Source organism: Anaeromyxobacter sp., from assembly GCA_016718565.1.
Lineage (GTDB): Bacteria > Myxococcota > Myxococcia > Myxococcales > Anaeromyxobacteraceae > JADKCZ01.
The window spans coordinates 241,087-254,736 of sequence record JADKCZ010000018.1; the positions used below are offsets into that span (position 1 = coordinate 241,087).

Genomic DNA, 13,650 nt, shown 5'->3' on the forward strand with positions numbered 1-13,650 from the left:
CGGGCGGCCCGCGGCGGGATGCCACGCCCGGGCCGGTCGGCGCGGCCGATTGCTTCGTGGATTGGACGCGTCCGCTTCGTGCGCAATCATTGTGGATGGATCGTGTCAGCATCGATACAAAGACAATGACCCACTCTTGCTGGTGTTTCTCGACGCGCAGACCTGCCACGCAAACCCAGCGCGCCGCGCATTTCGCGCATCGCCGCGCCGCTGCGCAATTGTCGCTCAATGGCGGCGCGCCGGGCTATGGTGCGCGCCCTCACACGCAGCCAGCGGCCGGCGGCGACGCGTCCCACGCGCGCGGACCGCGCCCACAGGAGGTGGTGGTGAACGCGAGCCGCAAGGGCGTGCTGGTCACGCTGGCCGGGGTCGGCCTCAACCTGGCGCTGGGCATCCTCTACGCCTGGTCGGTCTTCTCCAAGCAGCTCACCGAGCCCGTGGAGCGCGGCGGCTTCGGCTGGTCGCGCACCCAGGCCACCCTCCCCTACACGCTGGCCATCGCCTGCTTCGCCTTCATGATGGTCCCGGCCGGGCGGCTGCAGGACCGGCTCGGGCCGCGCCTGGTGGCCACCGTGGGAGGGGCGCTCACGGGGCTGGGGCTGCTGGTGGCCTCCTTCGCCACGCCGGACTCCGCCTGGCCGGCGCTGGTCGGCTTCGGGCTGCTGGCCGGCACCGGCTTCGGGCTCGGCTACGCCGCCGCCACCCCGGCCGCGGTGAAGTGGTTCCCGCCCGAGCGGAAGGGGCTGATCACCGGCGTGGTGGTGGCCGGCTTCGGCCTGGCCCCGGTCTACATCGCGCCGCTGGCCAAGCACCTGCTGGCCACCCACGGGGTGAGCGCCTCCTTCCGCATCCTGGCGGCCGCCTTCTCGGTGGCCATGCTGGGCTTCGCCCAGCTCATAGAGGACCCTCCCCGGGCCGCGCCCCGGAAGGTGGCCACGGCCGGCGCCGCCGACGCCGGCTGGCGGCAGGTGATCCGCACCCCGACCTTCTGGTCGCTCTACCTGCAGTACGCCTTCGCCGCCACCGCCGGCCTCATGATCATCGGCCACCTCGCCAGGATCGTGGTGGCGCAGTCGGGCGGGGCCGTCACCGGCGGGTTCCTCTTCGTGGCCCTGCTGGCGGTCTTCAACGCCGGCGGCCGGGTGGCGGCGGGCGTCGTCTCCGACCGCATCGGCCGGATGATCACGGTGGCCTTCGTCTGCATCCTGCAGGCCTTCAACATGGCCTTCTTCGCCTCCTACGCCACCCAGGCCGGCTTCCTGGTGGGGGCGGCGCTGGTGGGCTTCAACTACGGGGCCTGCCTCTCGCTCTTCCCCTCCACCGCTGCCGACCTGTGGGGCACCCGCAACCTGGGCCTCAACTACGGCATCCTCTTCACGGCCTGGGGAGTGGGCGGGGTCTTCGGCCCGCTGCTGGCCGGCTGGATCGCCGACACGCAGGGCTCCTACGCCCCGGCCTATCAGGTGGCCTCGCTGCTGCTGGCCGCCGCCACCGTCCTGGCCCTGCTCTCCTACGTGGCCGTGTCGGTCAACGTGGCCTCGCGCGAGGTGACGATCCGCCTGGCCGGCGCACCGCGAACCCAGGCCGCGCCCGCCGCGGAGGAGACCGCCGCCCGGGCGGGCTGAGGTCGGGGTCGGGGTCGGGGTCGGGGTCGGGGTCGGGGTCGGGGTCGGGGTCGGGGTCGGGGTCGGGGTCGGGGTCAAGGTCGGGGTCGAGGTCGGGGTCGAGGTCGAGGTCGAGGTCGAGGTCGAGGTCGGGGTCGAGGTCGGGGTCGAGGTCGAGGTCGAGGTCGGGGTCGGGGTCGGGGTCGGGGTCGAGGTCGAGGTCGGGGTCGGGCCGGCGTCCGGGCCGGGCCGGGCACCTGGCGGATCGGGCGGGAATCGCCCGCTGGTCCCCTCCCCGATGACCGTCCCGTGACACGCGCCTGGGACGCTGCGTGCTTGTCCACCGAGCCCATCGCCACCACCGGCGCCGACGCGCGCCCCCAGGCCGCCGAGGCCACCCCGCGCCCCAAGCCGCGCCTCCGCGGGGTCTCCCACGAGGTGGCCGCGGTGGCCTCGCTGCCGGCGGTGGCGGCCCTGCTCCTGCGGGCCCGGGGCGGCGCGGCGCTGTGGGGCGCCGGCGTCTACGGCGCCTCGCTCCTCACCCTCTTCACCGTCAGCGCGGTCTACCACCGCCGCTTCTGGCCGCTGCGCGCCCGCCAGATCGTGGGCCGCATCGACCACTCCGCCATCTTCCTGCTCATCGCCGGCACCTACACGCCGTTCGGGCTGCTGCTGGGGCCGGGGGCGGGCCACCTGGCCCTGTGGGTGGTCTGGGGTGGGGCGCTGGTCGGCATCGGCCTGGTGGTCTTCTGGCCGGGGCTCACCAAGCGGATGCGGGCCGGCATCTACGTGCTGCTGGGCTGGGTGGTGGTGCCCCTCCTGCCGCGCCTGGGCGACCTGCTGGGCCCGGGCGCCCTGGCGCTGCTCCTCGCCGGCGGCTTCTTCTACACGGTGGGGGCCGTCATCTACGGGGTGCGGCGGCCGGATCCCTTCCCGCGCACCTTCGGCTTCCACGAGATCTTCCACCTGCTGGTGATCGCCGCGGCCGCCTGCCACTACCTGGTGGTGGAGGCCGCCGTCCGCGCCCTCGGCTAGGCGGCGCGCCCGGGGGTCACAGCCAGCCGGCGCGGCGCAGGCGGACGAAGATCAGCAGGTCGATGATGGCCATGCCGCCCAGCACGGCCGGGTAGCCGAAGGCCCAGGAGAGCTCCGGCATGTTCTGGAAGTTCATGCCGTACAGGCCGGCGATGAGCGTCGGCACCGCCACCAGCGCCCCGTAGGCGGCCAGCCGCTTGGTGGTCTCGTTCTCCTGCATGGAGATGAGCGACAGGTTCACCGAGATGGCGGTGGTGGCCATGTCGCGCAGCCCCTCGATGGACTGGGTGATGCGCAGCAGGTGGTCGTAGACGTCGCGGTAGTAGTCCTGCAGCCCGGCGCAGACCTGCGGCACCCGCCCGCCCAGCAGCTTGCCCACCGCCTCCAGCAGCGGCCGCACCGCGTGCTGCAGCAGGTTGAGCTTCTGCTTCAGGCCGTAGAGCGCCTCCACCGTCTCCCGCGCCGGCGCCCCGCCGAAGATGCGCTGCTCGACCCGCTCCAGCTCCTCCTCCAGCGCGTCCACCACCGGGAAGTAGCGGTCCACCACCGCGTCGATGAGGGCGTAGAGGACGAAGCCGGAGCCCTTGCCCAGCAGGGCGGGCTCGCGCTCGCAGCGGGCCCGCACGTCGGCGAAGCCCTGGCGGGTGCGGCTGCGCAGCGAGAGCACGTAGTTGCCGGCGGCGAAGACGTCCACCTCGCCGGTGTGCAGCTCCCCCCCGTCGAGCTCCACGGTGTGCAGCACCACGAAGAGCGAGTCGCCGTACTCCTCCAGCTTGGGGCGCTGGTGGCCGTGCCGGGCGTCCTCCACCGCCAGCTGGTGGAGGTGGAACTCGCGCTCCATCTGGTCGATCTCGGCGGCGGTGGGCGCCTCCAGCGCCACCCAGACGAAGCACTCCGGGCGCGCCACGTGGGCGCCGATGTCCGCCGGGTGGATGTCGCCGAGCTTGCGACCCTCCTGGTAGGCGACGCAGTTGATCAGCACCGGGCCACCCCGCGGGCGGCGCCGCCTAGCCGAGGTCGAGCCACTCGAACCAGACCGGGTGCTGCGCCTTGTACCAGGTCAGCACCTCGCGGATGGCGGCCTGCTTCTCCTTGGGCATGACCTTCTCGTCCACCCGCTCCCAGTGGACGCGGATGGTGTCGCCGTCGTGCTCCAGCGCCTGCGAGAGCATGGTCTGCAGCTCGTTGCGGATGCGCCCGGAGTCCGAGATCTTCACCGGCCGGGCGGTGTGGTCCACGCCGGAGAGGAACCGGACCAGCAGCGGGCTGAAGACGTGGCGGGCCTCCTCCAGCGGCTCCATGAGGCGGAAGGTGAAGGTGATGCGGGCCGAGGCCTTGCGGGTGGCCAGCAGCGTGGTGACCTTGTAGACCCCCTCCGACACCCGGGTGACGCCCTTGGCCCCGGTGTACGGATCGTCGCTCATGTAGCCGAGGCAGGAGAGCACCCGCCAGTCCTTCTCCGGCAGGAAGTCGTCGGCGCGCAGCACCCGCTTGCCGGTGGGCATGTTGGAGGCGGCGGCGTCCTGGATGGCCTCGCGGTAGCTCTGGATGCGCCCGGCCTCCAGCGCCTTGCCGCCGTGCAGGGCCCGCACCTTGGCCTCGAAGTCCGGCGCCGCCGGGTCGAGCTGCATGAGCTTGCCCTCCTCCGCGCACGGCAGCTCGAAGGTCGGCGAGAACATGGCCATGGAGCAGTCCACGTCCAGCACCTCGGAGAGGCTGGCGGCCTGCATGGCCTCGGCGGTGGCGGCGTAGCCGTCGCACAGGAAGACGTGGGTCTGGCCGGCCTCGTCCTTCCAGCTGCCCACCAGGAAGGTGGGGGCGTAGGTGCCGGAGTCGGTGAAGACCGCCAGGCCCGACGGCGTCTTCCAGCCGTCCTCCACCAGGTGCACCCCGGCCTTCTCCCACTCGGCCCACAGGTTGCCCAGGCGGCCCACCCGGCTCTTGCCGCGCAGGGTCCAGACGTGGACGTTGGAGCGCTTGACGCCCGGGTAGGTGGCCTCGATGGCGCGCGCCACGTGCTCGCGCGGGGTCCGGTAGTCGAGGAGGATGGACTCGCGATCGGCGCAGTCGGCCACCGGGCGGGGCACGGTCAGGCTGCCCATGTAGGACTCGTAGGGCTTGGAGACGCACAGCGGCGAGTCGAAGAGGTGGAACACCGCCATGGGGCCGGTGTCCTTGCCCTCGGCGAAGCGCGAGGTGTTCTCCAGGGTGTCCACCGCGGCGCCCCAGATGGTGACGCCCCGGTCCTGCAGCCAGCCGTGGAACTGCTCGAAGGTGTGCCCGGGCTCGTTGAGCAGGCGGCGGACCCGGCGGTCCACGGTGCGGGCCACCTCCGGCCGGGCGTAGACGCGGCCGAAGCCGAGCAGCGGGTTGGCGCCCATCTCCGGCGTCTCGCCGGCCTTGGGCATGAGCCCCTCGCCGAGCGACACCATGATGGCGTGGTTCTCGGGCAGGGTGCGGGTCAGGTGCCAGAGCCCCTCGCTCATGACGTAGGCGCTGATGGCGTCGGCCGCCTTCTTCACCTGGTTGTAGCCGTGCTTGTCCAGGCCGGCGGCCTCCCCCTCGCCGCCGAACAGCTTGGTGCCCAGCGCGGTGGTGGCCGCCGTCATGGCCAGGCAGCGGGTGATGCCGCGCGGGGCGAAGCTGACGTCGGAGACCGGGCCGGCCTGGCCCCGCTCCACCACCACGTCGTCGAGCCACAGGTGGAAGCGGAGCAGCACCGGCCGGGTGTCGAAGGCCCACTGCGCGATCAGGTTGCGCTTCTCGATGTCGGTCATGGTGGTCCGGGGGCCGGCGTGGGGTGGCGCGACGCGGGGTCGCCATTCTAGCGCGTCACCGGGCTTCGGACAGTTCCAGGATGGCGGGACCGCCGATCGCCCCGGCGCACGGCAGGCCCCGGCCAGGACCGCTCCCGCCCCTGCGTCCCCCTGCCGCGCCCCGTCCAGCGCCGCCACCCGGCCTATACTGGCCCTCGGATGGAGACCTTCTTCCAGTCGGTCGCCCGGTCCTTCACCGGCAACCGCGCCGCGCTGCCCCAGGTGCAGTGGGCCATCCTGGCCCTGCTGGCGCTGGTGCTGGCGGTGCAGGTCGTCGGGGTGGCCCGGCGGGCGCTGGCCCGCCGCTCCGAGTTCCACCGGCTGTGCGCCGCCCGCGCCCTCTCCGAGGCCGACGTCCGCTTCGCCGAGTCGCTGGCGACCAGCGCCGCCGCCGAGCCGCTGCAGCTCGTCACCCACCTCGACCTCTTCGAGCGGGCCACCGCCCAGGCGCTGGACCGGGCCGCCGCCACCCCCCCACCCGCCGCCGCCGAGGTGGTGGCGCGGATCCGCCGGCTGCGCCACGCGCTCGGGTTCGATCGGCTGCCGACCCACACCCCGCTGCTCTCCACCCGCGAGCTGGCCCCGGGCACCGCGCTCGAGGTGGCGTCCCAGCACGGCACCGTCGCCGAGGTGACCGAGACCACCCTCACCGTGGAGCTGCGCCAGCCGCCGGCGGTGGGCGCCGGCCAGCAGGTCTCGCTGGGCCTGGTCCACGCCCGCGAGGCCCGCTACGCGCTCGGCTGCCTGCTGCGCCGGGTGCAGCCCGCCGGCGGGGGCGGCTGGCTGCTCGGCTTCTCCCACGACGAGGCGCCGGTCCGCATCCAGCAGCGCGAGTACGCCCGGGTCCGGATGGACGGCACCATGTCGCTCCGGCCCGTGTCGGCGTGGCACGGGCCGTCCCACCTGGCGCTGGTGGTGCCGGTGGAGCTGGAGGACCTGAGCGGCGGCGGCGCCAAGGTGACCTGCCACCGGGCGCTCCCGGTGGGGCTGCTGGCGCTGGCCACCTTCGAGGTGGGGGCGGCCCGCTTCACCGACGTCCGCACCGTGGTCCTGGCCTGCCCCGCGACGCCCGGGCCGGACGGCAGCTTCCACGCCCAGCTCGAGTTCACCGGCCGGGCCGGGGCCGAGCGCGAGCGGCTGGTGGCGGCGCTCACCCAGGTCGAGCTGGTCGAGCAGGCCGCCAGCCGGGCCTGAGGGCCGCGGGGGATCCCCTCCCGACCCCGTGCGCCTGGCGCCGCGGCCGCCTGCCGGTCGGGCAGCTGCCCGCCGCCCGGGCAGCCGGACCGCCGGGCCGCGCGAAACGTCCTGCAGGGGACGCTCCGGCGCGCCCGACCTGAGGTAGAACCGCGCCATGCGACGCAAGCGGATCGGCATCCTGACGGGCGGCGGCGACGTCCCGGGCCTCAACTCGGTGATCAAGAGCGTGGTCTACCGCGGCCACGAGCACGGGCTCGACGTGGTGGGCATCCGGCGCGGCTTCGAGGGGCTCACCCACGTGGACCTCGACAGCTCCGCCAGCCGGGCCCGCTTCATCATGGACCTGGACCGGGACAACACCCGCACCATCGACCGGACCGGCGGCACCATCCTGCACACCAGCCGCACCGGCCCGACCCGGGTGCAGCTCCTGCCGCCGCACCTGGTGGGCAAGGACCTGCCCGCCACCGAGCGCCCCGGCGGCGTCACCTACGACCTGACCACGCAGGTGCTGGGCAACCTGGAGCGCCTGGGCATCGACTCCCTGCTCTGCATCGGCGGCGACGGCACGCTCCGCTCGGCGGCCCACCTGGCCAGCCACGGGGTCAAGGTCATCGCCATCCCGAAGACCATGGACAACGACGTGCAGGGCACCGAGTACTGCATCGGCTTCTCCACGGCCATCTCGCGCGCCAGCGCCGCCATCGAGCGGCAGCGCACCACGGTGGGCTCCCACGAGCGCATCGGCATCTTCCGCGTCTTCGGGCGCGACGCCGGCTTCACCGCCCTCTACACCGGGCACGTCACCTCCAACCGCTGCGTCATCCCGGAGTTCAAGGTCGACCTCACCAAGCTCATCGACCTGCTGGTCACCGAGAAGCGCCAGAACCCCTCCAACTACGCCCTGGTGATCCTCTCCGAGGGGGCCACCTGGAACGGGTACGAGGTGCAGGAGTACGGCCCGGCCGACGTGCACGGGCGGCGCAAGAAGGCCAGCGTGGCCGAGGTGCTGAGCGAGGAGATCCGGCGCCGCACCGGGGAGGAGACGGTGGTCTCCGACCTCACCTACGACCTGCGCTCCGGCGACCCGGACTTCATCGACAAGCTGGTGGCCGCCACCTTCGGCACCATGGCGCTCGACGCCGTGCTGGAGGGGCAGAGCGGGGTCATGTCGGCGCTGGTGGACGGCAGCTACGCCCTGGTCCCCATCCCGGACCCGAAGGGCGGCCCGCGCCGGGTGGACGTGGCCACCATGTACAACACCGAGCGCTACCGGCCCCTCTACGCCGACAAGCGCGGCCTGCCCATCTTCCTGTCCCGCGCCTCGTCCCCCAAGGCCTGAGCGGGGCGGCCGGGGGGTGGGGCCCCGCCGTGCGGCGGACGGCGCCGCGGCTCCCGGCCCCACCACGGAAGAGGGGCCGCGTCGCCGCGGCCCCTCCCCTCACCACGCTGGGTGAACGGCTACTTGCTCGACGGGACCTTGCCCTCGACGCCCTTCACGTAGAAGTTGATGGCGCCCTTCCAGGCGTCGTCCGCCACCACGTCCTTGGCCAGGACCTCCTTGCCGGCGCTGTCCTTGAGCGGGCCCTTGAAGACCGCCACCGAGCCGTCCTTCAGCCCCGCGGTGGCCTTCTCGACCAGCGCCTTCACGTCGGCCGGCACGAAGTCGGCGACCTTGACCAGGTTCACCATGTTCTCCTTGACGCCCCACTTGGTGACCTCGGTCTTCCAGGTCCCATCCAGCGCCTCCCCGAAGGCCTTCTCGTAGTAGACGGCCCAGTTGAGCGCGCAGGAGCCGAGGTGCGCCTTGGGCGCGAAGGCGCTCATGTCGCTGTCCCAGCCGAAGGCGTACTTGCCGCGCCGCTCGGCCGCCTGCAGCACGGCGGTGGAGTCGGTGTTCTGCAGCAGCACGTCGGCGCCGCCGTCCATCAGCTGCTGGGCCGCCTCGGTCTCCTTCGGAGGATCGAACCAGGAGCTCACCCAGACCACCTTGGTCTTGACCTTCGGGTTGACGCTCTGGGCGCCCAGGGTGAAGGCGTTGATGTTGCGGACCACCTCGGGGATGGGGAACGAGGCCACGAAGCCCAGCGTGTTGGACTTGGTGGTCTTGCCCGCCACGATGCCGGCCAGGTAGGCCCCCTCGTAGAAGCGGGCCTCGTAGACGCGGAGGTTCTCGGTGGTCTTGTAGCCGGTGGCGTGCTCGAACCTCACCTCCGGGTGGTCCTTGGCCACCTTGACCATGGCGTCCATGAAGCCGAACGAGGTGGCGAAGATCAGCTTGTTGCCCTGGGCCACCAGGTCGCGGACCACGCGCTCGGCGTCCGGGCCCTCGGGCACCTTCTCGACGAAGGTGGTGGTGACCTTGTCGCCGTACTTGGCGACGGCCGCCTTGCGCCCCTCGTCATGGGCGAAGGTCCAGCCGGCGTCGCCGGTGGGGCCCACGTAGATGAAGCCGATCTTGAGCGGCGCCGGCTTGGGCGGGGGCGCCGGGGCGGCGGCGGGCGCAGGCGCCGGGGGCGCCTCCTTCTTGCCGCAGGCCGTGAGGCCGGTGGCCAGCGCCAGGGCGCCGAGCGCCAGGTGCTTGAGGAACGTGCGGTGGTTCATGGACGCGTGTCTCCTTTTCTCGCTTCGTGAGGGAACTGCGGTGAGGCGGCTCTCGGGCTGCGGTCAGAGACCGGGGAAGAACGGCTTCCCCAGCGATGCAGGCATGTTGAGGCGGATCCAGGCGGGGTTGCGGGAGATGAGGACCAGCACCAGGACGGTGGCGAGGTAGGGAAGCATGGACATGAGCTGGGCAGCGACCTGCACGCCCTGGGCCTGGAGGAACATCTGCAGCATGGTGACGCCGCCGAAGAGATAGGCGCCCAGCAGCAGCCGCGCCGGCCTCCAGGTGGCGAAGACGGTGAGCGCCAGCGCGATCCAGCCCCGCCCCGCCACCATGCCCTCGACCCAGAGGGGGGTGTAGACCACCGAGAGGTAGGCGCCGGCCACCCCGCACAGCGCGCCGCCCACCAGCACCGCCGCCAGCCGGATGAGCCGCACCGGGTAGCCGAGCGCGTGGGCCGAGGTGGGCGACTCGCCGATGGCCCGCAGCACCAGCCCGGCCCGGGTCCGGTAGAGGAACCAGGCCACCCCGCCGGTGAGCGCCATGGCCAGGTAGACCATGAGGTGCTGGCGGAAGACGGCCACCCCCAGGAAGGGCAGGTCCCTGAGCAGCGGCAGCGCCAGCGGGGCGGTCAGGGCCAGCGGCTTGCCCACCAGGTCGATGCCGACGAAGGCCGAGAAGCCCGAGCCGAACAGGCTGATGGCCAGGCCGGTGGCGTACTGGTTGGTGTTCAGCCAGATGACCAGCCACCCGAAGACCAGCGAGACCAGCGCCCCGGCCAGCGCCCCGGCCGCCATGGCGGCCCACTCGTTGCCGGTCAGCCAGGCCACGCCGAAGCCGGCCACCGCCGCCACCAGCATGGTGCCCTCGGCCCCCAGGTTGAGGACCCCGGCCCGCTCGTTGATGAGCAGGCCCATGGCGGCCACGGCCAGCGGCGTGCCGGCGCTCAGGGTGGCGGCCACCAGCAGGGCGAGCTCGTTCATCGCGTGGCGCTCCAGCGTGGGCGGTACTGCACCAGGGTGTCGCAGGCCAGCAGGGCCAGCAGCAGCACGCCCTGGAAGATGCCGGTCAGCGCCGAGGGCAGCCCCACCCGCGACTGCGCCAGCTCACCCCCGATGAGGAAGGTGGAGAGCACCACGCTGCCGAGGATGCAGCCGAGCGGGTGCAGGCGCCCCACGAAGGCCACGATGATGGCGGTGAAGCCGTAGCCGGTGGAGACGGAGGGGGTGAGCTGGCCCATGGGCCCGGCCACCTCCAGCGCCCCGGCCACCCCGGCCAGGCCGCCGGAGGCCAGCAGGGTGGTCCAGATGGCGGACCGCGAGGAGAAGCCGGCGTAGCGCGCCGCCGCCGGCGCCGGGCCGCCGACCTGCAGCTGCAGCCCGCGGTAGGTGTGGAACATGAAGAGCCACATGGCCAGCGCGGTGAGCAAGGCCACCGGGAAGCCCCAGCCGACCCGCATGCCCTTGATCAGCCGGGGCACCTCGGTGGCGGCGGCGAAGCTGACGGTCTGCGGGAAGTTGAAGCCGTCCGGGTCCTTCCAGGGGCCGAACACCAGCCAGGAGAGGAACAGGTTGGCCACGTACACCAGCATCAGGCTGACCAGGATCTCGTTGGCGTTGAAGCGGTCCCGCAGCAGCGCCACCACCGCCGCCCAGGCCGCGCCGCCCAGCGCCCCGGCCACCAGCAGCAGCGGGAAGAAGGCCACCTGGCCCACCCCCACCCCGGCGGTGGTGAACCACAGCGCCAGGCCGCCGCCGGTGATGCCGCCCATGAGGAACTGCCCCTCGGCGCCGATGTTCCAGACGTTGGAGCGGTAGCACAGGGCCAGGCCGAGGGAGATCAGGATCAGCGGGGTGGACTTGAGCGCCAGCTCGGTGAGGGCGCGGGTGCCGTTGAAGGGCTCCAGCACGAAGGTGGAGAGGCCCTGGGCCGGGTCCTTGCCCATGGCCCAGAAGATCAGGCCGCCCACCGCCAGGGTGATGCCGAAGGCGATGACGGGCGAGAGCACGCTCATGAGCGGCGACGGGCTGGTGCGGGGTTCGAGCCGGATCACCGGGCCTCCCCGGCGGCGGCGCCCGGCGCGGGTGGACGGCCCGCCGGATCGCGCGGCTCGGCCCACAGCCCGCTCATCCACTCGCCGATGAGCTCCACGGTGGCCGCCTCGGTGGGCAGCGGGGGCGAGAGCCGCCCCTTGGCGATGACGTAGAGCCGGTCGGTCATGGCGAACAGCTCGTCGAGCTCCTCCGACACCACCAGCACGGCGCAGCCGGCGTCGCGGAGCGCCAGCACCTCGGCCCGGATCTGCGCCGCCGCCCCCACGTCCACGCCCCAGGTCGGCTGGGCCACGATCAGCACCCTGGGCACGGCGTCGATCTCGCGCCCCACGATGTACTTCTGCAGGTTGCCGCCGGAGAGGCTGCGGGCCACCGCGCCGGGGCCGCCGGACTTGACGTTGAAGCGCGCCAGGATGCCGCTGGCCTGGAGCGCCAGCGCGGTCCGATCGATCCAGCCGAAGCGCCGCAGCGCCTCCCGCCTGGTCAGGAGCAGGTTGGTGGCCAGCGAGAGGGAGGGCACCGCCCCGCGCCCCAGCCGCTCCTCGGGGATGAAGTGCAGCCCCAGGGCGCGGCGCTGGGCCGAGCGGAGCCGGCCGATGGGCTGGCCGAAGAGGCGCACCGCCCCGTCGTCGCCGCGCGGGTCCTCGCCGGAGAGGGCCGCCAGCAGCTCCTGCTGGCCGTTGCCCGAGACCCCGGCGATGCCCACGATCTCGCCGGCCCGCACCTGCAGCGAGACCCGGTCGAGCGGCACGTCGAAGCGGTCCTGGCGCGGCAAGGAGAGGTCCGCCACCTCCAGGGCCAGGTCGCCCAGGGTGGCGTCGCGGCGCACCAGCTTGGGCGGCTCGGCGCCGATCATGAGGCGGGACAGGCTGGCGGTGCTCTCCTGCGTGGGATCGCAGCTGCCCGAGACCCGCCCCCCGCGCAGCACGGTGCACTGGTGGCAGAGGGCCCGGATCTCGTCGAGCTTGTGGCTGATGTAGAGGATGGAGCAGCCGGTCGAGGCCAGCTGCCGCAGCGTGACGAAGAGCCGCTCGACCGCCTGCGGCGTCAGCACCGAGGTGGGCTCGTCCAGGATCAGCAGCTTGGGATCGGCCAGCAGGGCCCGCACGATCTCCACCCGCTGCCGCTCGCCCACCGAGAGGGTGTGGACGGCCCGCTCCGGCTCGAGCTCCAGGCCGTACTCGGCGGCCTTGGCGCGGATGCCCTGGCTCACCTCCCGGAGCGAGACGGTGCGCTCCAGCCCCAGCCAGACGTTCTCGGCCACCGTCAGGGTGTCGAAGAGCGAGAAGTGCTGGAAGACCATGGCGATGCCGAGGCGCCGCGCCTCGTGCGGGCTGCGCACCTGCACCGGGGCGCCGTCCCACCAGAGCTCGCCGGCGTCGGGGCGGACCGCCCCGTAGATGATCTTCATCAGCGTGGACTTGCCCGCGCCGTTCTCTCCCAGGATGGAGTGGATCTCCCCGGGCAGCACCGAGAGCGCCACGTCCTCGTTGGCGGTCACCGCGCCGTAGCGCTTGGTGACGTGGGCCAGCCTGAGCCGGGGGACGGGCGCGGGCGTGGCGGGTGGCGGGGCGCTCATCTGGCTGGACCGGGAGGGCTCAGGGACCGGCGGGGCGGCGCTTGTTGATGGGCGAGACGAACTGGTAGTCGATGTCCCAGGGGAAGTAGATCCACTTCTCCTGCTTGAACTCCTTCACGAAGGTGTCCACCAGCGGGCGCCCCTGCGGCTTGGCGTAGAGGGTGGCGAAGTGGGCCCGGGGCAGCCGCTCCCGCACGGCGCGCGCCGTCCGGCCGGTGTCCACCAGGTCGTCGATGAGCAGCCAGCCCGCGCCGTCGCCCTCCACGCCCTTGAGCCACTGCAGCTCGCCCTGCTTCTGCTCGGCGCCGCCCTCCCCCGCGCCGTAGCTCACCACGCAGACCGTGTCGATGAGCCGGAGCTCCAGCTCGCGGGCCACCAGGGCCGCCGGCACCAGGCCGCCGCGGGTGATGGCGATGATCCCCTTCCAGTCGCGCCGCAGGTCGTGCAGCACGCGCGACAGGTAGCGCGCGTCGCGGTGCAGCTCCGGCCAGGAGATGACGATCTCGTCCTTGTACGGGTTGGCGGCGGGCTCGGCGTCCCCTGCAGCGCCGTCCGCGGGCGCGCCGGGTGGGATGGTCGACATGGAGGGTCCTCGTGGTGCTCGGGCGCTCCCGCCCGGGGCCGCGCCCCGGTCTAGCACAGAGTCCCCACCCACGGGGGGCGCCAGGGGCTGGGGGCCAGGGATGGGCGGCCAGCCGGCTCGACAGGGGGCCCCGGCCAAGGCGCCGGCGGACGGGGCGTTGAGCGCCCCGGTGGGGCG

Annotated in this window: 11 protein-coding genes; 4 read left to right on the top strand and 7 right to left on the bottom strand. The window is 73.1% G+C overall.

All coding sequences use genetic code 11. The features are described from left to right. Positions 1 to 125 precede the first annotated feature (125 nt). Together IPO09_20145 and IPO09_20150 are read left to right on the top strand one after the other, a co-directional pair. Positions 126 to 1,625 (top strand): OFA family MFS transporter, encoded by a 1,500-nt coding sequence (locus IPO09_20145; GenBank protein MBK9519591.1) that lies wholly within the window; start codon positions 126 to 128, stop codon positions 1,623 to 1,625. A gap of 330 nt (positions 1,626 to 1,955) precedes the next feature. Beyond that, positions 1,956 to 2,639: a hemolysin III family protein gene (locus tag IPO09_20150; protein MBK9519592.1), complete on the top strand. Its 684-nt coding sequence runs from the start codon at positions 1,956 to 1,958 to the stop codon at positions 2,637 to 2,639. A gap of 16 nt (positions 2,640 to 2,655) precedes the next feature. Here IPO09_20150 and corA read toward each other — a convergent pair whose 3' ends face one another. Both corA and IPO09_20160 read right to left on the bottom strand, forming a co-directional pair. Continuing rightward, a complete protein-coding gene (gene corA, locus IPO09_20155; protein ID MBK9519593.1) occupies positions 2,656 to 3,621 on the bottom strand; it encodes a magnesium/cobalt transporter CorA in 966 nt (321 codons plus the stop codon). 25 nt (positions 3,622 to 3,646) lie between these two features. Then, positions 3,647 to 5,416: a hypothetical protein gene (locus IPO09_20160; protein MBK9519594.1), complete on the bottom strand. Its 1,770-nt coding sequence runs from the start codon at positions 5,414 to 5,416 to the stop codon at positions 3,647 to 3,649. 198 nt (positions 5,417 to 5,614) lie between these two features. Between IPO09_20160 and IPO09_20165 the strand changes: the two genes are divergently transcribed. Further along, positions 5,615 to 6,649: a hypothetical protein gene (locus IPO09_20165; GenBank protein ID MBK9519595.1), complete on the top strand. Its 1,035-nt coding sequence runs from the start codon at positions 5,615 to 5,617 to the stop codon at positions 6,647 to 6,649. Positions 6,650 to 6,806: 157 nt separating this feature from the next. Continuing rightward, positions 6,807 to 7,994, top strand: coding sequence for a 6-phosphofructokinase (locus IPO09_20170; GenBank protein MBK9519596.1), 1,188 nt, complete (start codon positions 6,807 to 6,809; stop codon positions 7,992 to 7,994). A gap of 119 nt (positions 7,995 to 8,113) precedes the next feature. Here the strand turns inward: IPO09_20170 and IPO09_20175 are convergent, their stop codons facing one another. From IPO09_20175 to gpt, 5 genes are all read right to left on the bottom strand, one after another. Beyond that, positions 8,114 to 9,256: a BMP family ABC transporter substrate-binding protein gene (locus IPO09_20175; protein ID MBK9519597.1), complete on the bottom strand. Its 1,143-nt coding sequence runs from the start codon at positions 9,254 to 9,256 to the stop codon at positions 8,114 to 8,116. A gap of 63 nt (positions 9,257 to 9,319) precedes the next feature. Then, entirely contained in the window at positions 9,320 to 10,240 is a 921-nt protein-coding gene (locus IPO09_20180; GenBank protein MBK9519598.1) for an ABC transporter permease, read from the bottom strand. Then, positions 10,237 to 11,310 carry an ABC transporter permease gene (locus IPO09_20185; protein ID MBK9519599.1) on the bottom strand — a complete coding sequence of 358 codons (1,074 nt, stop codon included), beginning with the start codon at positions 11,308 to 11,310 and terminating at the stop codon, positions 10,237 to 10,239. Before IPO09_20185 ends, IPO09_20180 begins: the two co-directional genes overlap by 4 nt. Beyond that, positions 11,307 to 12,890, bottom strand: a complete 1,584-nt coding sequence (locus IPO09_20190; protein MBK9519600.1) for an ABC transporter ATP-binding protein — start codon at positions 12,888 to 12,890, stop codon at positions 11,307 to 11,309. The genes IPO09_20185 and IPO09_20190 overlap by 4 nt, the downstream gene beginning before the upstream one ends. 19 nt (positions 12,891 to 12,909) lie before the next feature. Continuing rightward, positions 12,910 to 13,473, bottom strand: a complete 564-nt coding sequence (gpt, locus tag IPO09_20195; protein ID MBK9519601.1) for a xanthine phosphoribosyltransferase — start codon at positions 13,471 to 13,473, stop codon at positions 12,910 to 12,912. Between the last annotated feature and the right edge of the window lie 177 nt (positions 13,474 to 13,650).

Coding starts and splice junctions, on each gene's coding strand:
- IPO09_20145 (MBK9519591.1), top strand. CDS start 126: ATGACCCACTCTTGCTGGTGTTTCTCGACGCGCAGACCTGCCACGCAA.
- IPO09_20160 (MBK9519594.1), bottom strand. CDS start 5,416: ATGACCGACATCGAGAAGCGCAACCTGATCGCGCAGTGGGCCTTCGAC.
- IPO09_20165 (MBK9519595.1), top strand. CDS start 5,615: ATGGAGACCTTCTTCCAGTCGGTCGCCCGGTCCTTCACCGGCAACCGC.
- IPO09_20170 (MBK9519596.1), top strand. CDS start 6,807: ATGCGACGCAAGCGGATCGGCATCCTGACGGGCGGCGGCGACGTCCCG.
- IPO09_20175 (MBK9519597.1), bottom strand. CDS start 9,256: ATGAACCACCGCACGTTCCTCAAGCACCTGGCGCTCGGCGCCCTGGCG.
- IPO09_20180 (MBK9519598.1), bottom strand. CDS start 10,240: ATGAACGAGCTCGCCCTGCTGGTGGCCGCCACCCTGAGCGCCGGCACG.
- IPO09_20190 (MBK9519600.1), bottom strand. CDS start 12,890: ATGAGCGCCCCGCCACCCGCCACGCCCGCGCCCGTCCCCCGGCTCAGG.
- gpt (MBK9519601.1), bottom strand. CDS start 13,473: ATGTCGACCATCCCACCCGGCGCGCCCGCGGACGGCGCTGCAGGGGAC.